Raw genomic sequence first — 20,085 nt, 5'->3', positions numbered from 1 at the left:
TCCGCACCAGCACCGCCTGTCAGAACATCTGCACCAGAACCGCCGCTGAAGATGTCAGCAAACTCAGTACCCGTGACACTGTTAGCCTTCGCATCTCCGGTAAATAAGACAGGAGTAGTGAAGTTGTAACCGCCAGCACCTGAACCGAAGTTGTTAAACTCGCTTGGGTAAGAGTTCCCAGCAGCAGTTAAATCAACAATGCTGCCTGAGTTGGTAGTAGTCGTATTATCAGAAGAGGCGATCGTACCTGTAAATACAAAGTCCGCCGTTCCCAGATTGCTAGCAGCCGTACCCAGATTCGCAATCAAGGTAGAACCACCGGCTGTCGTACCGTTCGAGTCAAAATACAACACAGTCTCGTTCGACGCATTCGTAAAGGCGAAGAAACCAGCACTTGTAGAATTCCCCAGGGCTTTAGCTTGTGCAGCTTCCAAAGAGGCATAACTTCCGCCTGTGAAAATCACTAACTCTTTGCCCGTAATGTCAGGAGAAACCGCGCTAACACCGTCAAAGTTAGTCGTAGTCAAATTGCCGAAAGCGCTCGCGCTAAACTCGAATTTGTCTACCCCAACAGTAAAGTCGGAAATTTTATCGCCGCCTTCTTTAGTTGTCCTGTAAACAAACAGATCCGCACCACTGCCACCGCTTATGACATCCAAACCCAGGCCGCCAGTGATAGTATCGTTGCCGTCGCCGCCCTTGAGGCTATCGTTAAAGTTGCTGCCGACAATCTTGTCATCGCCTGCTAAACCATCGTAATTAACTGGGGCCGGAGAAGTGGTGAAATCCACATTGTCAGCACCAGCAGTACCGACAGGAATAGTTAGTGGCGGGCCCGTGAAGACAAAGTTACTGGCTTGGAGGCGAACGTTCAGCGAGAAACTGGCCACAATGTCCAAGCGCCCCGCAACACCATATACCACCACCACACGGCCGGTCTCGGCATCTATAAACTGACAGAAAACAGGCACGTCTGGGTTGCCACCCAACTCTACAAACCGCGCTTGCAACCTCGCGATGCTGGTAACAGTGATATCCGTCGTGAAGTCGAGGAAATTACCGCCGCTGATCGACCCAAAAGTAGAATTAGCAGTAATATTCACTTGGGTCAAGATAGAAGCGCCGACATTAAAAGCTGCGTTAGAAAGCTCTAAAACATCGTTATTGACATCAAAGTCAAGAATAAAGTCAGCTTCTGCAACTGTTTGAATCTCTTGCCGGGAAATGGAGTAACGGAAGCGATCGTTTCCACCACCACCAATTAGAGTATTGGTGCCTGTGCCGCCTTCGATCGTGTCATTGCCCTCATTTCCTGTTAATCGGTCATTCCCAGGACCGCCTACTACTGTGTCATCGCCGATGCCACCGTCGAGATCGTCATCGTCATCGTCGCCTTCGATACCGTCATTGCCATCGCCGGCTTTAACTGTGTCCTTGCCGTCGCCGCCGATGATTGTGTCGTCGGCCTGACCGCCTGTAATCTGATCGTCACCCTGGCCGCCTTCGATGTCGTTATCCAGCGTTGCAGAACCGACAATAACTTGAGATTGTGTGGTGTCAGCAAAGTTAAAGACATTTTGCTCGACTATCAAGCTAAAACGCTGGCCGGAGAACTCATTTCTGCCGTTGCTAACTTTAAAACGAAAACCAGCCTCACCCTTATAACCTACTGTCGCTTTGAAACTTACAAAGCCTTCGTTAATGTCTGCTTGAGTGAAGGTCGAACCGGGTTGTACGGGGACTCCCTTAAAGAATAGTTGGCCGGTTGTAGGATCGGGCAGCTCGGTTATCGTGTAGACTATGCCGCCAGGACCTTGCTGGTCATCGACATACTCCAACGACTCACGATTAATTTTTTGCTCGCCGCCGCTGGAACCAGCAACGCCGTTCTTATTAGCTCCGACTCGCGGAGGGTTAAAAATCGGGTTCGCAGTTGGAGTTGGAGTTTGAGTTGGAGTTTGATTTGGAGTTTGAGTTTGAGGATCAACTCCTAAAAAGTCGCCAGCATCGATCTGCGTTGCGTTGACATTCGACAATCGCACCAGCGCCCTGTTATTGACCCGAATTTCGGTATTAGCATCGACTTGTACAAAGCTCAAGCTGTTAAAGTTCAAGCCGCCAGTCAGCACAAACTTGTCTTGGCCGTCTTGGTAGTCAGTGATGACTGCACTTACCCCAGGCTGGTCACCGATGCCATAAACGTCAGATCCAGCACCGCCGATACAGGTATGGTTGCCAGTACCGCCCATCAGCGTATCGTTGCCATCGCCGCCCATCAGCGTATCATCGCCGTTGCCGCCGCCGCTAACGCTGTCGTCGCCGTCGCCGCCGTCTGCCATGTCAGTGCCGTCGCCAGTAACGAGGGTATCGTTGCCGGCACCGCCCATCACGCTATCGTCGCCGGCACCGCCCATCACGCTGTCGTCGCCGTCGTCGCCACTGCAAACGTCGCTGCCGTCACCGCCCATCACACTGTCGTCGCCGACGCCACCGCTAACGCTGTCGTCGCCGTCGTCGCCACTGCAAACGTCGCTGTCGCCACCGCCGCTCACGGTATCGTTACCGATGCCGCCGCTAACGCTGTCGTCGCCGTCGTCGCCACTGCAAACGTCGCTGTCGCCACCGCCGTTCACGGTATCGTTACCGGTGCCGCCGCTAACGCTGTCGTCGCCGTCGTCGCCTTCACACTTGTCGCTGCCTGCACCGCCCTTCACGGTATCGTTATCTTTACCGCCGTTAACGGTATCGTTGCCGTCGCCGCCCTCACAATCGTCGTTGCCTCGATCGCCCCGGACGTTATCGTTGCCTTCGTCGCCCTTGCAATCGTCGTCGTCTTTGCCACCGTAGATGCTATCGTTGCCGGCGCCGCCCTTAACCTTATCCTTTCCTTCCTTGCCGTGGACCCAGTCATCGCCGTCATCGCCTTCGCAGTCGTCGTTGCCTTCGCCGCCGATCACGGTATCGTTATCTTTACCGCCGTTAAGGGTGTCGTTGCCTTTGCCACCCTTAACGTCGTCTTTATCGCGATCGCCCTTTATTTGATCGTCGTCATCGCCGCCCTCGCAATCGTCGTCACCTTTACCGCCGTACAGTGTAGTTGGTTTGTCACGGTGTCCTCTGAGTGTGTCTTCGCCTTTTAGGCCGAATATCTCATCCTGATTGCCCGTGGCGACAATTAGGTCAGAGTCATCGGTACCGCGGACGGTTCGGCGGCGATCGATGCCGTTGTCATCATCTAAGTCATCGTCATCGTCATCAGTACCTCCGATGGTCTGGAAATCATCATCATCATCGTCATCATCATCTAAGTCATCGTCATCATCTAAGTCATCGTCATCGTCATCAGTACCTCCGATGGTCTGGAAATCATCATCATCATCATCATCATCATCATCGTCATCATCATCGTCATCATCATCGCCGACACCTGTTGTGGATGCGCCGTTAGACTGATTCGGAAATTTGGCGGTAACGCCCTCGGTGTTTTCGGCGAGTGCTTGGTTAATTAAATCGGCTAACTCCTGATCGGAAATTGTAGGGGTGTTGTTGCCTAAACCCTCGACAGGATTTTGTGTTTCATTTTGAACTGGAAAAAGTGTTCCCTGTCCTTCTTCCAACGAAATTAGGTCGTCCATCGTTGATATTTCCCAAAAAATGGTAAGCTTCTTAGAATCAATTTATCAGCAAACAGGAGGCTGCAGAAGATTTTTTTTTAACTTCATGCTTTCGCCTGCTAGAGGAGTTCGTCTCCTTCTCTTTACTATTATAGATGCCACTTAAACGGCAAGGTTTTTTTCATTGTGTTGCGAGTTTTATATTCTGCAATTGCGTATCAAAATTAATTGCTCCGCAACCTACACTGTAATTGCTGCGCTGAAGCTCCGAGCATTTAAGATGTTCTCGGTAATTTCTACAGTAAGCGGCGCCGAAGGGCCTCTGATTGTAGATTTTCTACGTAATTTCTACAGTGAATTAGCTGAATTTAAACTCGCAACTGACAACTCCCAAATAACTACCCAAAACCTGTATCCCCCAAATTTTACCCTTGCTTTTTTTCCGATCTCGGCTGGGTGTATTGAAGTTGTGTAACACTCCCAGCTTTGACAAATCCTTCCCTGACTTAGGATTTGAATCTCTTGACTAAACGACTGCACGCTTCTAATTTTAGTTCCCGATGAGTAATTAGAAATTTAGATAATTCGCCGGGGCAAATATTTGTTCTAATTTTTAGTTGCACAATTTTCTCTCGATTCGAGGAAACCTCGCGAACTGAGAAAAAGTTTTTTTTTCGGCTCAATACTAAGAGTTTTGCCAAAATATATCTATCTCAAGACGGATTGCAAAATTTTTCAAAAAGTAGTATTAGTGCAGAAGTCGTTTTTGGTGATAGTTGCAAGCTCGATCGGCATTTTGAGCGAGAATGACCCACGGCGAGGCTGCCAAACCCAGTTGCTTTGTAGAGGCTTCGCTACCAAATCGAATAATTCTCCGAGAAACCGACCTGATGAGGCGTAATCCTCTAGATGCCAAAAATGATGGTTGCTTGAGAGTACCGGAATAATTTGATTGCCATTGTATTGTTGAGAGTTCTTGGCTACTTAAGTTTATTTTTGCTGCTTAACTTTAACTAGATTAAGACAGTTAAATTAAAAATTTTCTATATCATGAAAGTGGTAAATTAGCAATAAGTTATTAGCAATTATCGAGGGTCAACTATCGATTACCGATCGCCACTGAAGTCTTAAGGATGAGGGCGGAGGGCTTACGGATGAGAATCCAGGGCTGACCAATTAATTAATTGACACAAAATCAAGATTACACATGGGGGGTTGGTGGTAGAGGATAAGCGGTAAAGACCGATCGACCGATCGAAAAAAAAAAAAATACTCAACTTTGCCTGCGATATTGCCCTGAAAGCCGTTGGTGAGAGCCGAAGTAATTTTAATAAGAACTAGAGATCCGCCTGGTAAAGTGCCTCCACTTTAACTTTACTCAGCAATGAGAAACTCAAGTTCACGACGAATCTAAAGGGGTCTGCGGTAGAGGTGCAAAATGTCAAAGATAGCAAGATTGGAGAAAATTCGGCTTTCATCGAGCCACAGGGCAATCAAAACTAATAAACTGTTATTAAAGTACAACTTTTATATCCTCAAAGTGTTTGAACAAATATATATCACCCTAGCGATCGCCCGATCGGGGGAAGCGAATTCAGAAACTTTGATTAAAAGAGTAAAAAATATGTTGCCGAGTGCTATTGCTAGCCACAAAAACGCAGGCAAATTCAGAATTAAGGCGGGAGGGCGCTAAATCCGTGAGCCAGGAATTTCAACTCTCAGTCACCCCTGTTGGGGACGACGAATATCTAGTGCGGACAGAAAGGGTTGCACCCGGTGTACCCTTAGCCGAACAACAAGTCCGCTGGCCGATCGACGAATGGCTTGCACTGTCTGCTCAACTGATGAACGACCCACTGGTGGGCTTGCTCCAGGGAAAAGCAGTACAGGGAACCAATTTTGCTGGTCGCGGCCTCTCCCGTTCGGGACACAACTCAGCGCCGAATTTAGTAGCCCTGGGGCAACAATTATACAGTGGGCTGTTTCAAGGAAACTTGCGCGATAGCTGGACTTGCGCTCAAGGCATTGCCCAGCACCGCCGAGAAGTGCTGCAACTGCGGCTCGGCCTCAAAGGCCGGCGCTTGCCACGGCTGCCGTGGGAAGTTCTGCACGCCGGCGATCGCCCTTTGGCAACTGGCACCGATGTCGTGTTTTCTCGCTACCAACCAGGTACAAGTTTGTTCAAACAAACCCGGATACTGCCTAGTGGCGGGCCACTAAAAATTTTAATGGCGATCGCCTCTCCAAGCGATCGAGACAGCTTGCAGCTCAAGCGAGAAGTGCTCCACCTGCAACAAGAACTCCAAAACCGCACCGGTAATCCTCTCAAAAACAGCCCCCATTCCCCGGAAATTCAACTGACTATTCTCGAACAGCCCGATCGAGAACAACTTACCCAAGCCCTAGAACAAGGACACTACCAAGTCCTGCACTACGCAGGCCACAGCAACTTAGGTTCCAGAGGTGGCGAACTCTACCTAGTCAGCAGCCGCACCGGCTTAACCGAAACCTTGAGTGGCGACGACTTAGCTGGATTGCTCGTTAACAACGGTATTCAGATGGCCGTGTTCAACTCCTGCCGCGGCGCCTACGGCGACCCCTCAGACCTCGCGGACGACAGCCCGGAACGAAACTTAACCGAAGCTCTAGTGAAGCGGGGCATTCCGGCAGTGCTAGCAATGGCAGAAAGCATCCCCGACGATGTAGCCCTAACTCTGACGCGGCTGTTTTACCGCAATCTCAATCAAGGCTATCCAGTCGATCTCAGCCTGAGCCGGGCCAGAGCTGGCCTAATTTCTGCCTATGGTTCTCACCAGCTATACTGGGCTTTGCCGATTCTCTACCAGCACCCGGACTTTGACGGCTATCTGACCGGGGCGCCAGCCCACAGTGCGACATCCGGTTCTATGGTGCACATAATCGCCTCGGGAACGCAACCGGCGCTCGCGGGTACAGAATGGAAGGCTCCGTCTTCGGTTTCGGCGATCGCCCAACACCCCCCAATCCCAGCCAATCGATCGCATGAGTCAGACAGTTGTGATGGCGAAGTCTGGGAATACTTTCCCGACCAATTAAAAGATCGTAGGGATTGGGTTCACCAGAACGATCGACCCGATGCTACTAATTCACCGAACTCACCGACGGCTTCGCCGTCCTCTATTCCTAATTCTGAGTGTTCGGTGATCCAAGCAACTCGCGCCGCTGTACCGACTCAGAAACCGTTAAAAAAACCGGGATTGAACAAATCTGTGGTCGTGATGCTTTGCTTATTGCCCGTTGCTTTGAGTGCTGGCTTTTTTGGGTGGCGGTACTCGAACCAGCGAGGCACGAAACCAGAAGAGTTACTGCCGGCGGTACGGACTCCCCTGTCGCAAAATTACCTACAACAACGTCACTAAAAGCGATCGCCCACTGCAATGCTGAATTTAGACCCTCTTGGCCTGGCTCCAAACTGGGTGGGGTTTTTGCTGGCCATTCGCTGCAGCCACTAGAAAAGTTATCAAAAGTATGCTGCTCGATCAAATCTCGGACTTACGTTCATCAAGCCGGTTTTTACCCCAAATAAGCAGCAGCCCAACCAAGCATCTAAGAAGAAACTGGGTTTCTCGTCGAGAGAGTAAGTCCGGGACTGCTTGATGCAGTATTCGTCAGTCAATTTGAGATTTTAGACTTCGGCTTGAGCCGTGAGTCGAAGGATTTTAGATTTTAAATTTACTCCACAGATAAATCTGGGAACTGGAACAAAACTCTAAAATTTTGATCTCTCCACGACAGGAGTCGGTGGCTTGTATGCGTTTTTGAGCGGGCTGATTCGCCAGCAGGAGCATTCATCATTCGGCACAAGACAATAAAAGCCAGAGTGGCCACAATTAAGAACGTCCTCACCGTCAGCGCGGTTGCTATATTTCACAATAATTAATTATGGAAGCGGCGTGAGTTTGACGGGCTCCTCCAGTTGGTGTATAAATTTTGAGAGTGTGGCAGTTTACAGGCCATGAGTGGAAACCAATACATTCGCACCGAAACTCCCTGTGGGGAACCGCTGCTAATTTGTAGTGCATCAAACATTTAAGCTGTTGTGCATTTAACTCGGTCTTTTTCAATTCCCCTGTGGAAATAATCTCAAATTCTCTGCCTTGGGGCCACAGGAGGAAGATTTTCCCGAGTTCCGCCTAGACATCTACTGATTCGTGGCGAAGTGTTAAGAGTCGCGAAGCAATCTCGCCCGATCAAAACTATTCCCCTCCTAGTTGCTGTGCGATGTTTCTGCCGCCGCGCCCATTGAGTCGGCTTTTAGCTTAAACCCGTTCAACGAACAGGTGAAATTTCCTTCAATTTTTACCGGATTGCCTTCCCCAGACTGCGTTCTGTGGAAGTTATATGCCCAACACCTTAATAGAAGATTGCTCGTTGGTATTTGGGGTTTTGAGGGGATTTTCCGCCCGAAAAATAGGGTTTATACCATTTTAGATTTTAGATTTTAGATTTTAGATTGAAGAATTGGGAATGACTTATTCCATAAGGGTTTGGAGCTTGCCTACAGTTGGATTCTTTTTGTAAACTGGTTTTGCAAGTAGCTGGCAGGGGCATCGAGAACAAGTGCTGTCTCCCCTTGTTGAGGTAAAAGTTAACCCCGGCCGGTAAATGCTTTCGGCAGATTTGCAGCGGCCACGCTCTAGGTATTTCGATTCATGGCTGTCTTGTTTTTACCTTGACCACAGACTCGATCAGGGATTGGTGAATGCAGGGAACAGACTTTAGTGTAAAAAAGTAAAGCATTTAATTTGCGACAATAATTTCCCGCGCGATCGCAAGAGAGGCTTACGCAAGCATTTGGGCCACAAGCAGCAAATTGATCGCCCTTCGAGCATCCTTACTTGCACCCCCGGTCTTGAGACCGCAGAAATTTATCCAGAATCTTAAATATTGAGAATTATTAGTATTGACAGTGAAACAAAGTTAATCTAATGTGTTGTAATTGATATAAGTAAAGTCCAATAAGCGAGGTACGGTCAATGGCAGAAACAGCTACAGCACCCTTAACAGGAAAAGGTCTGCTTCAAAAAATCAAAGGCAGTGATTTGCCGCGCAGAGAACTTGCAAAGCTTTGCGGCTACTTCACGGTCAGCAAAAGTGGAGAAACCCGGATTAATCTGGCTGAGTTTTACGATGCAGTGTTAGCTGCTAAGGGCATTGAGCTAGAGAAGTCGAAAGCAGACGGACGCGGGCGAGAAGCGAGTTATCGAGCTAGCGTTCACAAGAATGGCTCGATCGTGATCGGGGCAAATTATACCCAAGAAATGGGATTAAAGCCGGGAGACGAGTTTGAAATTAAGCTCGGATACAAGCACATTCGCTTGATTCAGATCGATGTGGACAGACCGGATGTGGAAGTGGATGATGAAGAGGAGGATACAGAAGAATAGAGGCGATCGCGATGCAGTCAGCCGATGGCAAGGCGACTGGATTTGGCATTCGCTACACGAGTATTTGCGCGCCACCCTTCGATTGAACTGATGAGCTGTCTTGACTATTTCTATTTTCTCTTGTCCCGCAAAGACTACAGTGCCTCTGAACTTCGCAAAAAGGGGCAAGAGAAAGGTTTTGGCAATGAGGAAATATTGGAGGCGATCGCGCAAATTCAAGACCGCGGCTATCAGTCTGACACTCGCTTGGTGGCAAACTCGATCGCCTCTGCAGCAGGCAAATACGGGAAGTCGGCCATCAAGCGCAAGTGCCTGCAAAAAGGAATTACCAACGATTTGTTCGAGCAAGTCTGGGAAGAAGAAATTGCCGAAAATCAGGACTCCGAAGCAGAAAAACTGGCCGAATTAAAAGCCAAAGTCATGCGGAAATACAAGATCGATACTTGGGGTAAAGCAGATCCGAAAACCAAGGGCAAAGTCTTGAATTACCTGCAATACAGGGGCTTTAATGCCTTTGAAATTTGGCGACAGTGGCAAACAGAAGAAGATGACGAGTAAATAGTAGGGCCACGCCAATAGGTGCGGCCCAGATAGGCAAGCACAACTACACTGCTGCCGACAAGGCTAAAGTGTAAGTCCTGAGTTTTTGTAAATGTATGTCAATCCTCAGGGTTGACTAAATAAGATTCGTACATCTGGCGGTGTCTGGCTAAAAGCTCGAGATATTTCTCGTTGATTTTGGCCAGCATCCATTTCTCTTGAAAAATAGCCGCGGATTCTGCTTTCACCGGATCTGCTTCTAACGGCAAAATATCTTTTCGAGCTGCGGTTTGCTCTGCAACAGACTTCAGCTTCTGAGGGTTTTGCTGGTATTTTCGACCGCTTTTGTGGTTGGCGTAGCGACGCGATCGAGTATACCCCATTTGCAAGAACTTGCGAGCCATGTCGGCCCCAACAAAATCTTCGCGATCGAGATACTCTAAAAACAAGGAGTAAATTTTGCTGCTGGACTCCCTGGCAATTTCAGGAGTCTTAAATCTCCAGAAAGGCAGAATTTCTCCTTTGTAGGGTTCCACCAACAGCACTCCCTGTTCTCCTTTCCCTACCCGATAAAGTTCGGGGTGCTGTCGAAAGTCGATGTTCTTAAAATCCAAAGAGTAGTCGAACTGCTTCATTGGGCGTTTTCTGTTCTATCTGGAACTATAGAAGCGCGGGGTTTACCTTCGTCTGGTTGGGTATAAACCCAGGCCCAAGCAATGAAGACAGCTTGAAAAGGCAGCCTCAACCAATACAGTAATTGGTTGTGGGGAATCCCTTCTATCGGAATGTTGTTGACGGCTTGATTGATATTAGCTGGAAACACGGCAATAAACAAGGCAATTAATCCCCATGCCGCCGCCCTGCTGACAGGAGGAACTAACAGCCCAATGCCGCCCAAAATCTCGAAAAAACCGCTGATATAAACCAAGGCTTCTGGGTAAGGAAGCTGGGGCGGCACGATTCTGATAAAAGGTGCGGGTACTGCAAAGTGCAGCACGCCTACAATACTCATAGCTACTGCGAGAATAACTCGCCAAATTTCTTTTTGACTTTTCATGGGCAATGGGTAATTAATAATTGTTAAATTGCTGCGATAATGCTTGCCAAAAGTCGCTATCTGCGATCGAGATGACAAGAAAACTGAGGCACAAAAATTCCAGCTTTCCGGGTTTGTCTGCTCTTACTGGTGGCTGTAACGATTTTATTTCGTAGAAAAAGCAGGTTTCTGGGTAACTCCCAGACAAGTTTTCACAGCCCCAAACTGGAGGAAGCGAGAACTGGAATCGAAGGTCTGCCCGTTGACTGCCGACAACAGAGAGCGCGCATTTTAATAACAAGATTTTAATGTCTAGTTCCCTGCTGCGGCCTCTATCTTCCGGTAGTAAAACGTGATTTTTGGTTCTGGCTCTGCCTCCGTCAGCAGCCAAACCAGCCGGGGATTTTCTCGATCGACAAATGCACCATCGCTTAACATTAAATAAATCATCGCGGGAATTGATGAGTGCGATTATGGCTAAATTTGACCTTGCCTTGCAGGTGATTCCCGACCCTTCACCGAAGGCACACGCATTCGGAATAGCATCGCTCGCGCGTAGACTAAATAATGCGAGTAATTTGTCAAGAACTTTTAGAATTATTTAATATTTGCGCTTTGAGAATTATTGGGAGAGGCAATTCAGTAAGGCTCTGTAATTAAAATTACCATCTAAAGTTTGAATTTTGTCAACTTCCCACAGATGTTAGAATGAATGAAATTATCGAATTTGCTAAAAAGTCGATCGTCGTAGCAACTCCCCAACCATCCTGCTGGAATTCAAAATAGTCACCAACGGCAGGAACTTTTTACCCACCATATTATTCAAAAAGATTGAGCCTCCAAGCGCTGTGTCATTTTTATCTACACGCAATCAATCACCGACGACCATGAACACCTCACTAAACACCTCTAAATTTGGCATAAACCGGATGCTGCGACAATCGCTGTTGCTTGGCATCTTTTCTGCAGCAGCTTTAGCTAGCGGGTGGGCGCCCGGTTTGTATGGACAATCCCCAAACCTCGTTTTCGGATCTGCAGCCCAAGCTCAAGAAATTAGCAGCGAAGAAATTACTAGCTACGCTCGTGCTGTGTTGGCAATAGAACCTAGACGGGTGGAAGCTTATAACGAAATTAAAGGAATGGCTGGGGGCTCGGTTCCCAGAGTAGTGTGCAACGAAACTCAGGAAATTAATAGGCTGTCTGGAGGTGTTCGCGGCATCGCAGTGAATTACTGCCAACAAGCTAAAAAAGTTATCGAAACCAATGGTTTGACAGTTAGTCGCTTCAACCAGCTCACTTTGCTCCAGCAAGCGAATCCGGCAGTCAAACAGCGAATTCAAGCCGAGCTGCTGCGACTGCAACAAGCGGGCAATCAATAAGCTTGAGGGTTTGAGTCTTTCTGCCTCTCCCGTTCTATTAGACTTCTCCATAAAAGCAGGTTTTGGGCAGGCATGAGGCCTAACCCCTACTCCCCCCAACAATATATTGGAGATTTCAATTGTTCGAGTTACTAGACGGTATGCAAATATTTTAGAAAAAAGGGCGATCGTCTGTGATCAAGTGCTTGAAAAAATAACAAAAATTTGGTAAGAAAGCCATAACGGGAGCGGTTCAGAGAGATGAATATTTTTCAACTTGCTGTAAATGGCAAGGAGATATAGTGATTGCCAAGACGATTAAGAAGTTTTTAATTGCTGAAACCTGAAGTGAAAATTACAACTTCATTCTTCCTTGTTCCTTCGGCTATAAAAAATATATTCCTCAAAAACTAGATGTCAAGTGAATTGCTCTGAGGAATAGAATAGAAAAATGCTAACATTCACAAAACATTTACCTGCAAATCCCAATGCTATTGTCAGCTTTACTGTACCAATGACGGCGGACGATCGCACTCGCAGTCGCCACCGATTCGAGACGGAGACGGGGGAAAAGCTGCACCTGAGTTTGCCCAGAGGTACCGTATTGCGCGATCGAGATTTATTGCAGTCGGAAGACGGTAGCTGTTTGGTACTGGTAAGTGCAAAACCCGAACCGGTGCTGACAGCGCGGGCATCGAGTCCGCTGCGACTGATGCGGGCGGCTTATCATTTAGGAAACCGTCACGTAGCTTTAGAAATTGCCGATAATTATTTAAGGCTTTCTCCCGACTCTGTGTTGCAGGGAATGCTAGAAAAAATGGGTTTGGAAGTAACAGAGGAAATTGTGCCGTTTCAGCCAGAAATGGGCGCTTACGGGCACAACCATTAGATTTTAGATTTTAGATTTTAGATTTTAGATTTACTGCTACCGATGAATCCGACGGCTTATGACCAAATTGGTTTCGGTCATTCAAGAAGTCAACAGTCAACAGTCAACAGTCAACAGTCAACAGTGAACAATCAACTTTTATGTTTGTTGCAGCTAGCTTTTGCACCTGTGGGAGCTTATAGTTATTCTGAGGGAATCGAAAGTCTGGTAGAAACCGGTGCGATCGACAGCGAGATTACTTTGAGAAATTGGTTAGAAAATTCGCTGCAATTCGGGGCTGTTCGGGTAGAAGCCGGTGTGGTGGTACGGGCTTTGAGGGCGGCCCAGATTGGGGATTTGACCGCTTTGAATTACTGGAATGCTTGGGCGACTGCTACTAAGGAAACAGAAGAGTTGCGCTTGCAAAGTTGGCAAATGGGGCGGACTTTGCTGAGGTTGCTGTTGGAGTTGCGATCGCCTGTTTCTTCTGGATTAACAACAATTGTAAAAGAATTCGTGGAATCTGGCGGCAATCAGTGCAATTTTGCGATCGGCTTTGGCATTGCGGCCGCCAACTGGCAGATTGAAGAGGAAGCGGCCGTGTTAGGATATTTGTACAGTTGGGCTGCCAATTTGGCAAGTGCGGGCGTGAAACTGATTCCCCTCGGTCAAACAGCCGGTCAACAGTTACTGTTAGATTTGCAGTCTCAAATTAGCTGTACGACCCAAGAAGTTTTAAAATTAGAAGATGATGAGCTTGGCAGTTGCAGTTGGGGATTAGGACTGGCTAGCATGGCGCACGAAACTCAGTACACTCGGTTGTTTCGGAGTTGAAAATCAGAAAATCTAAAATCTAAAATCTAAAATCGCTATGGGTGCTTTTCGTGTAGGAATTGCTGGGCCGGTTGGTTCAGGGAAAACTGCTTTACTTGATGCTTTGTGCAAGGCGCTGCGACAGCAATACCAGATTGCGGTTGTTACTAATGATATCTATACTCAGGAAGATGCCCAGTTTTTGGTTCGGAGTCAAGCTTTAGAGAGCGATCGAATTTTGGGCGTAGAAACGGGAGGCTGTCCCCACACAGCAATCCGCGAAGATGCTTCGATAAACTTAGTAGCTATAGAAGAGTTAGAACAAAAATTCACTGATTTAGATTTAGTATTTGTCGAAAGCGGCGGCGATAACTTGGCGGCAACTTTTAGCCCGGAGTTAGTAGATTTAACAATTTACGTAATCGATGTCGCTGCGGGTGATAAAATTCCGCGCAAAGGCGGCCCAGGAATTACTAAATCAGATTTATTAGTAATTAATAAAATAGACCTCGCCCCTTTTGTGGGAGCAGATTTGGGCGTGATGGAACGGGACGCTAAAAAGATGCGCGGGGAGAAGCCTTTTGTGTTTACTAACTTGAAGACTAAAGAAGGATTAGAATCAGTAGTTAAATTCATCCGCTCCCATATCGTGTAAAACATCAGTCATCATCTGCGTTCATCGGCGTTAATCTGCCTTCATCTGCGGTTAAAACTCCTAAAAACTATCACCTCACCACCAATTGCCTGACCAAATTTGCCAAACGTTCGGTACTGTCTCTCACGGCTAATTGAGCAGCAGCTTGAGACATTTTTGCCAAATATTCGGAATCTCTTAACAAATACAACACTTTGCTTTGCAACACATCTGCTGTCAGTTCGCTTTGACGGAATACCACGGCGGCGCCGGCTTTAGCAAATACTTCCGCATTAAATCTTTGGTGGTCGTCAGCGGCGTGAGGAAAAGGAATTAAAATAGAAGGTACCGCCGTCACTGCTAATTCTGTTAGAGCACTCGCGCCCGATCGACTAATTGCTAAATTTGCTCGCTGCAACAAACTCGCCACATTGTCGTAAAATGGCATTGACAAATATTGCTCATGTTTCAAACTCTCAGCATCCGGGTCATTATTTCCGGTGAGGTGAACTACCCAAGCACCTGCCTCAAACCAAGCCGGAGCACACTCGCGCACTAACTTATTGACTGCGACAGCACCTTGAGAGCCGCCCATGACTAAAATTACAGGTACACTGTCAGGAATTGGCAAACTTAGAGGTTGGGGGGCGAGGAATTGCGATCGCACCGGTGTACCAGCAACCACCGTTTTGGCGCGGGGTAAATGCTGGGCTGCTGCTTCAAATCCGATCGCCACAGCAGTGCACAAAGGACTAAACCAGCGTGTCACCTTCCCCGGAATTGCATTAGATTCATGGAGAATCACCGGCAAACCCAAAGAGCGGGCCGCCAGAATTGCCGGTGCTGCGATGTAACCGCCCGTAGTAAAGACTCCCTGAAAATTTCCCGCTTTGAGCAACTTCCGCACCTGAAGGATCGAGCCGGCGAGTCCACCCAAAATTCGCACTGTACCGAGTCCAAATCGCTGCTGCAAGCCTTCAACGGCGATCGTGTGGAGGGGGTAAAGGGATGAAACTAACTCGGTTTCCATGCGGTCTGGGACTCCTAGCCATTCGATCTGACAGTCGTTCAACTGACTAGCGGTGGCGATCGCGGGAAATAAATGTCCACCAGTGCCACTAGCTGCAACCAACAACCGGAGGGGGGCTTTTGTCAAGGTTTTTGTTTCTTTTACAAGTACAAGTTCCACAGGTCAATCGATTTTATATTTGAGGTTTTAGATTATTATGCTTATTATTCCGGCAGTTTCAGCCAATTTTCAATCAGCAATCTAAAATTAGATTGTGCCGTGTCCGTCCTTCCGTTGTCAGTTTTCGTTGCAGGCGAACAGTTGCCTGTGCCACGACTCCTGACAGATAACCAAATTATCACCTAATGCGTAATTTTTTGAATTTAGTGCCAAGTGTATCTCAGTATTTTTCCAGCCGTCGGGAAGAAAAAGCCGATCGGGCGATCGTTTTTGGCTTTAACTGCGGGCAGTCGATCGCTCAAATGTTGTTATGTTTAACAGTGGTAAGTGTTGGCGTACTGCATCCGAGTGCAGTAAGAGCGATCGGTGCGATCGCGGCGACTCCCCAAACGATCGCCCAAACCCCTGCAAATGCGCCTGCCGCACTCACAAAAGTGCTAACAGAAATTGACGCAGCGGCCAACCGGCGCGATGTCAAAGCAGTCATGGCATTTTACAGCCCGAATTTCACTCATTCTGATGGCTTAAACAGCCGCATCATGGAAAAAGCCCTCACCCAACTCTGGGATCGATATCCGAGTTTAAATTACCGCACCGAGATCAAATCTTGGAAAACCGAAGGTAGCGCGATTATTGCAGAAACCATAACTACAATTGCCGGCACTCAAAAAAAGGATGGCAGAGAATTAAGTCTCAAAGCTACCATCCGTTCCCAGCAGCGCTTTGAAGGTGAAAAAATAGTTAGTCAAGAGATTTTAGCAGAACAAACTCAGCTTAGTTCTGGCCAAAATCCTCCCACAATTCAAGTGAATTTTCCGGATCAAGTTAAGGTGGGCGAAGAGTACCATTTTGATGCCATTGTGCGAGAGCCGATCGGGGATGATATTTTAATAGGGAGTGTTTTGGAGGAACCCATTACCGAAAAAACCTTTTTTAATTCCTCAGAAGTCGAGCTGGAGTTGCTAAATTCCGGGGGGATTTTTAAAGTAGGTAAAGCTCCGGCTACGCCCGAAAATCGGTGGGTTTCAGCAGTTTTGATGCGACAAGGCGGAATTGCAACGGTTAGTGTGCGATTGCGGGTTGTCAAGTAATAAAAGTAGGTGTTATGGATTATGTAGGTAATTTATGTAGTGGCAGGTTCATTAAAATCTCTAATACAAATGAGAGAATCAGGTAAACCAGCCCTTACATAAATTATGGTTAAGTGATCAAACTTGATTTGATGCCAACTAAAAACTAAGTTTTTCCCTCTTCCCTCTTCTCTCTGCGTCCTCTGCGACCTCTGCGCTTAATACATCTTGTTTCTTATTAAAAATGATTTCTATCCAAAATCAAATTGTTTTCATTACAGGTGCGAGTAGCGGTATCGGAGCAGCCTGTGCCAAGATATTCGCCCAAGGTGGAGCCAAACTAATTTTAGCAGCCCGCCGTCTTGAAAAGCTCGATCGACTGGCAAACGAACTTGTAGAAACAAAATCGATTGCGTCGGCGAACGAGATTTATTTGGTAGAATTGGACGTGCGCGATCGCCCGCAAGTCGAAGCGGCGATAGCTGCGCTTCCCGATGCCTGGAAAAACATCGATATTCTGATTAATAATGCGGGATTGAGCCGTGGTTTAGACAAACTACACGAAGGCAACTTCCAAGATTGGGAAGAAATGATTGATACCAATGTTAAAGGCTTGCTTTACATGACTCGCGCGATCGTGCCGGGAATGGTAAGCCGAGAACGGGGCCATGTAGTGAATATCGGCTCAATAGCAGGCCGCCAAGCTTATCCGAAAGGCAATGTTTATTGCGCTTCCAAAGCAGCAGTGAGAGCTATTTCTGAAGGGTTGAAACAAGACCTTTTGGGAACACCAGTGCGGGTGACGGAAATAGAGCCGGGTTTGGTGGAAACAGAATTTAGCAATGTCCGGTTTCACGGCGATTCAGAAAAAGCCAAAAATGTCTATCAAGGATTAACACCACTGACTGCTGACGATGTAGCGGATGTGGTGTATTTTTGCGCGACGCGATCGCCCCACGTCAATATTAGCGAAGTCTTGCTAGTTCCGACAGACCAAGCTAGTGCAACTCTGGTTCACCGAAAATAGTTTTGAGTTTTTAGTGGTAAGTGTCCGGATTGCGCTGGAATTCTCAGGAAGCTTAATTGGTAGATGCACCCTGATTAATTAACTCCCGACCAATTTTGGCCGGGTTTTTTTTGTCGATCGCACCCTTAGCCACACATTCTCCAAAATTCTGCCAAACTGTCCGGAACAGGTACACCTCGAACCGGAGACTAAATTAGTAGATGCACCCTGATTAATTAACTCCCGACCAATTTTGGCCGGTTTTTTTTTTGCGATCACACGCCCTCACCACAAATTATAGGAAATTCTGCCAAAGTGTCCTGAAAGAGGTGATATGAGGCGGGAGATTAAATTAGTAGATGCACCCTGATTAATAAACCCCAGCCAATTTTGGCCGGGGTTTTTTTTGCTCGAAAGCTGGATTAGTCGATCGACCTACAACACCTCAAAAGACTGCACTTCAAGAACCGGGCCGATCATAGCAAAAGTCATCACATCCTTGCGGACTTCACCTTTAACGCTGACTTTCAAACCAGCTTTTTTCAACTCAGAAGCAGCATCCTTAAGTTCGTAAGTTTCCCCATCTTCGCCCACCAAAGCCCAAGTGCCCGGGCCAAATCCTTTGCGTTCAATTACACCCTTGACAGTAATACTCATGCCGATCGCACCTCTGTTTTAATTGCTAAACGCGCCAGTCCGAAACACAGTAAAGCATTGACAATCAAAAATGTTTGTGATACCAAACCTGTGCCCAATCCCCAGACTGTGGGAGACACAAAAGCATTCACCGCTAAACTGCTGGCAAAACCGATCGAAATTGCGATCGCGATCCACTTCCACTGTTGATGTCCCAACAGTAAAGCAATCAAAATCCCAGGAATCAAAACGCTAGCAAAAAATGGATTCAGCATACTGCTGCCATTAATTGCACCGCCGAGTTCGGGAATAGAACTGCCCATCACCCGCAGCGGCCACTGCGGCAAGTCAAATACAAACAAGTTTCGCAGGAAAAAGAACCCAGAACTACCAGCCATCAAGCCGCCGGAAAAGCCCCAAGTCCACTGGAACGGAAAATAATTCCGCATAAAGAAAGCCAGCAGGTAAGAACCCAGCACCATTGCAATTTTAGGCAACAGGGCCACTGCACCGCCGTCAATCCAAAAGCGGGGGTTGAGATAGCCGTTATCGCGCAGCCAGCGGAAGAAATCGCGGAAGTTGATTTGTCCGCGCTGGGCTAGCTGAACTGCTGCGGCTGCGTCTAGGTGTCCTGAACCAAAATGGTTTAACGGATCTTCAGTGACAGTTCGCGAGGACTGCAAGAGTACGCTGCGAATTTCGTCTGGTTCTGTGATGCCGGAAGCCTTGACAAGGGCTGCAACGGCTGCAACGTGGGGAGAAGCCATGCTAGTACCTTGGTAGCCTTCAAAGACTTCTGCGCCGGTTTCCGGGTCGATCGTACTTTGCAGGATCTTGCCCATTTCAGAACCGCCGGGGGCTGCAATATCAACCCCTGCGCCGAAATTGGAATAAGAGGCTTTTTCGTCGTCGGGGCCGAGGGCGGAAACGCCGATGACGTGGGGATAGCGGGCGGGATAGGAAGCGGAACTGTCGCCGGAGTTGCCGGCGGCTGCGATGATCACAACGCCTTTAGAGTGGGCGTAGTCGATCGCCTCGGACATTAACTGACTTTCGCCACCGCCGCCGAGACTCATGTTGATGACATCTGCGCCGTTGTCAGCAGCAAATTTAATCGCTTCGGCGATGTCAGAAACCGTGCCGCCACCGCTGCCGCTTAAGACTTTCAGTGGCATTAAAGCTGCTTCGTAGGCAATGCCTGCGACGCCGTAATTGTTGTTAGTTGATTGGGCGACAGTACCTGCGACGTGAGTACCGTGGCCGTTGTCGTCGTAGGCTTCGGCGCGATCGTTTACAAAGTCGTAGCCCGGTACAAATTTGGTTTCTTTTAAGTCAGCGACTGGAGTAATACCCGTGTCAATTATCGCTACTGTTGTGCCGCTGCCTTTGGTTTCGTTCCACGCAGATTCTACGTTGATGCTGCGGAGATTCCACTGCTTGGTATACATGGGGTCGTTGGGAATCTCGAAAGCGCTGTAGACAAAGTTCGGTTCAATGTATTCGGTATCTTTAGCCAAATTCGATTTTCTCAGGGCGTTTAGCAAAGTGCGATCGCCCTTAACTACATATACATTGTCGGCCGCTGAGAATTCGCTGTTGAGTCGCGGTGCCACTTGGTACTGTTGGGCGATCGCATTTACTTCTTTCGCAATCTCAGCAGCACCCAAATCTTCGCGGAAATCCAGCACAATCGAGTCGTAAGTGCCTTGAGTAGCAAGTCCTGGGAAATTAGAAATCGCCCAGCCGAGCCCGATTAAAAATAAGCACAGAAGGAAAAACTTTTTCATTGCCGATCGTCCGTTTAGGGAAGGCGTGTTCACCACAATAACCCAATTTTCACCGCCAGCGCCAGTTTTCCTTGCTGCGGCTTGTGGATATCTCGCACGCGGGCGTTT

At 47.9% G+C, this 20,085-nt stretch carries 17 protein-coding genes; 10 read left to right on the top strand and 7 right to left on the bottom strand.

Annotated elements, in window-relative coordinates:
* Positions 1-3,635 (bottom strand): cadherin-like domain-containing protein (locus QUA74_RS07925; RefSeq protein ID WP_333326766.1); only part of this gene is annotated, 3,635 nt, incomplete at its 3' end.
* Between the two features lie 1,417 nt (positions 3,636-5,052).
* Between QUA74_RS07925 and QUA74_RS07920 the strand changes: the two genes are divergently transcribed.
* The 4 genes from QUA74_RS07920 (at position 5,053) to QUA74_RS07905 (ending at position 9,598) form a co-directional block, all read left to right on the top strand.
* Positions 5,053-5,307 (top strand): hypothetical protein, encoded by a 255-nt coding sequence (locus QUA74_RS07920; protein ID WP_333326765.1) that lies wholly within the window; start codon positions 5,053-5,055, stop codon positions 5,305-5,307.
* A gap of 4 nt (positions 5,308-5,311) precedes the next feature.
* On the top strand, positions 5,312-7,012 hold the full coding sequence (locus tag QUA74_RS07915; protein WP_333326763.1) for a CHAT domain-containing protein: 1,701 nt from the start codon (positions 5,312-5,314) through the stop codon (positions 7,010-7,012).
* 1,617 nt (positions 7,013-8,629) lie between these two features.
* Complete coding sequence (locus tag QUA74_RS07910; RefSeq protein WP_293126913.1) at positions 8,630-9,040, top strand: AbrB family transcriptional regulator; 411 nt, start codon at positions 8,630-8,632, stop codon at positions 9,038-9,040.
* A 90-nt stretch (positions 9,041-9,130) separates the two neighbouring features.
* Positions 9,131-9,598 carry a regulatory protein RecX gene (locus tag QUA74_RS07905; RefSeq protein WP_006634375.1) on the top strand — a complete coding sequence of 156 codons (468 nt, stop codon included), beginning with the start codon at positions 9,131-9,133 and terminating at the stop codon, positions 9,596-9,598.
* A 101-nt stretch (positions 9,599-9,699) separates the two neighbouring features.
* Here the strand turns inward: QUA74_RS07905 and QUA74_RS07900 are convergent, their stop codons facing one another.
* The 3 genes from QUA74_RS07900 to QUA74_RS07890 all read right to left on the bottom strand — a co-directional run bounded on the left by QUA74_RS07900 (position 9,700) and on the right by QUA74_RS07890 (position 11,066).
* Positions 9,700-10,215: a DUF4385 domain-containing protein gene (locus QUA74_RS07900; protein WP_333326761.1), complete on the bottom strand. Its 516-nt coding sequence runs from the start codon at positions 10,213-10,215 to the stop codon at positions 9,700-9,702.
* The gene (locus tag QUA74_RS07895; protein WP_333326759.1) at positions 10,212-10,637 is read right to left on the bottom strand and encodes a DoxX family protein; all 426 of its coding nucleotides are present in this window, start codon (positions 10,635-10,637) and stop codon (positions 10,212-10,214) included. Before QUA74_RS07895 ends, QUA74_RS07900 begins: the two co-directional genes overlap by 4 nt.
* A 291-nt stretch (positions 10,638-10,928) precedes the next feature.
* Positions 10,929-11,066 carry a hypothetical protein gene (locus tag QUA74_RS07890; RefSeq protein ID WP_333326757.1) on the bottom strand — a complete coding sequence of 46 codons (138 nt, stop codon included), beginning with the start codon at positions 11,064-11,066 and terminating at the stop codon, positions 10,929-10,931.
* 437 nt (positions 11,067-11,503) lie between these two features.
* On the opposite strand from QUA74_RS07890, the gene QUA74_RS07885 reads away from it, so the two are divergent.
* The 4 genes from QUA74_RS07885 (at position 11,504) to ureG (ending at position 14,310) form a co-directional block, all read left to right on the top strand.
* Positions 11,504-11,995 (top strand): DUF4168 domain-containing protein, encoded by a 492-nt coding sequence (locus QUA74_RS07885; RefSeq protein ID WP_333326755.1) that lies wholly within the window; start codon positions 11,504-11,506, stop codon positions 11,993-11,995.
* Between the two features lie 430 nt (positions 11,996-12,425).
* Positions 12,426-12,863, top strand: coding sequence for an urease accessory protein UreE (ureE, locus tag QUA74_RS07880; RefSeq protein WP_333326753.1), 438 nt, complete (start codon positions 12,426-12,428; stop codon positions 12,861-12,863).
* 123 nt (positions 12,864-12,986) lie between these two features.
* Complete coding sequence (locus QUA74_RS07875) at positions 12,987-13,676, top strand: urease accessory protein UreF (RefSeq protein ID WP_333326845.1); 690 nt, start codon at positions 12,987-12,989, stop codon at positions 13,674-13,676.
* A 37-nt stretch (positions 13,677-13,713) separates the two neighbouring features.
* Positions 13,714-14,310 (top strand): urease accessory protein UreG, encoded by a 597-nt coding sequence (ureG, locus tag QUA74_RS07870; RefSeq protein WP_333326752.1) that lies wholly within the window; start codon positions 13,714-13,716, stop codon positions 14,308-14,310.
* Positions 14,311-14,380: 70 nt separating this feature from the next.
* Here ureG and murG read toward each other — a convergent pair whose 3' ends face one another.
* Positions 14,381-15,478 (bottom strand): undecaprenyldiphospho-muramoylpentapeptide beta-N-acetylglucosaminyltransferase, encoded by a 1,098-nt coding sequence (gene murG, locus QUA74_RS07865; protein ID WP_445302131.1) that lies wholly within the window; start codon positions 15,476-15,478, stop codon positions 14,381-14,383.
* Between the two features lie 185 nt (positions 15,479-15,663).
* Between murG and QUA74_RS07860 the strand changes: the two genes are divergently transcribed.
* Positions 15,664-16,569, top strand: a complete 906-nt coding sequence (locus QUA74_RS07860; protein WP_333326750.1) for a nuclear transport factor 2 family protein — start codon at positions 15,664-15,666, stop codon at positions 16,567-16,569.
* A 223-nt stretch (positions 16,570-16,792) separates the two neighbouring features.
* The gene (locus QUA74_RS07855) at positions 16,793-17,575 is read left to right on the top strand and encodes an SDR family oxidoreductase (protein ID WP_333326748.1); all 783 of its coding nucleotides are present in this window, start codon (positions 16,793-16,795) and stop codon (positions 17,573-17,575) included.
* Positions 17,576-17,989: 414 nt separating this feature from the next.
* On the opposite strand, the gene QUA74_RS07850 is transcribed toward QUA74_RS07855, so the two are convergent.
* Together QUA74_RS07850 and QUA74_RS07845 are read right to left on the bottom strand one after the other, a co-directional pair.
* Entirely contained in the window at positions 17,990-18,211 is a 222-nt protein-coding gene (locus tag QUA74_RS07850) for a hypothetical protein (protein ID WP_333326746.1), read from the bottom strand.
* Complete coding sequence (locus QUA74_RS07845) at positions 18,208-19,977, bottom strand: S8 family peptidase (RefSeq protein WP_333326840.1); 1,770 nt, start codon at positions 19,975-19,977, stop codon at positions 18,208-18,210. Before QUA74_RS07845 ends, QUA74_RS07850 begins: the two co-directional genes overlap by 4 nt.
* Between the last annotated feature and the right edge of the window lie 108 nt (positions 19,978-20,085).

Origin of the sequence: Microcoleus sp. LAD1_D3 (assembly GCF_036702135.1) — a bacterium.
Lineage (GTDB): Bacteria > Cyanobacteriota > Cyanobacteriia > Cyanobacteriales > Microcoleaceae > Microcoleus.
The sequence above is the reverse complement of the archived record's forward strand: the minus strand, read 5'-3'. Positions and strand labels throughout refer to the sequence as shown.

Excerpts from the sequence above, each read along its gene's own strand:
- QUA74_RS07885 (WP_333326755.1), top strand. The coding sequence starts at position 11,504 with ATGAACACCTCACTAAACACCTCTAAATTTGGCATAAACCGGATGCTG.
- QUA74_RS07905 (WP_006634375.1), top strand. The coding sequence starts at position 9,131 with ATGAGCTGTCTTGACTATTTCTATTTTCTCTTGTCCCGCAAAGACTAC.
- QUA74_RS07860 (WP_333326750.1), top strand. The coding sequence starts at position 15,664 with ATGCGTAATTTTTTGAATTTAGTGCCAAGTGTATCTCAGTATTTTTCC.
- QUA74_RS07855 (WP_333326748.1), top strand. The coding sequence starts at position 16,793 with ATGATTTCTATCCAAAATCAAATTGTTTTCATTACAGGTGCGAGTAGC.
- QUA74_RS07845 (WP_333326840.1), bottom strand. The coding sequence starts at position 19,977 with ATGAAAAAGTTTTTCCTTCTGTGCTTATTTTTAATCGGGCTCGGCTGG.
- ureE (WP_333326753.1), top strand. The coding sequence starts at position 12,426 with ATGCTAACATTCACAAAACATTTACCTGCAAATCCCAATGCTATTGTC.
- ureG (WP_333326752.1), top strand. The coding sequence starts at position 13,714 with ATGGGTGCTTTTCGTGTAGGAATTGCTGGGCCGGTTGGTTCAGGGAAA.
- QUA74_RS07900 (WP_333326761.1), bottom strand. The coding sequence starts at position 10,215 with ATGAAGCAGTTCGACTACTCTTTGGATTTTAAGAACATCGACTTTCGA.
- QUA74_RS07895 (WP_333326759.1), bottom strand. The coding sequence starts at position 10,637 with ATGAAAAGTCAAAAAGAAATTTGGCGAGTTATTCTCGCAGTAGCTATG.
- QUA74_RS07850 (WP_333326746.1), bottom strand. The coding sequence starts at position 18,211 with ATGAGTATTACTGTCAAGGGTGTAATTGAACGCAAAGGATTTGGCCCG.
- QUA74_RS07890 (WP_333326757.1), bottom strand. The coding sequence starts at position 11,066 with ATGATTTATTTAATGTTAAGCGATGGTGCATTTGTCGATCGAGAAAAT.
- QUA74_RS07910 (WP_293126913.1), top strand. The coding sequence starts at position 8,630 with ATGGCAGAAACAGCTACAGCACCCTTAACAGGAAAAGGTCTGCTTCAA.
- QUA74_RS07920 (WP_333326765.1), top strand. The coding sequence starts at position 5,053 with ATGTCAAAGATAGCAAGATTGGAGAAAATTCGGCTTTCATCGAGCCAC.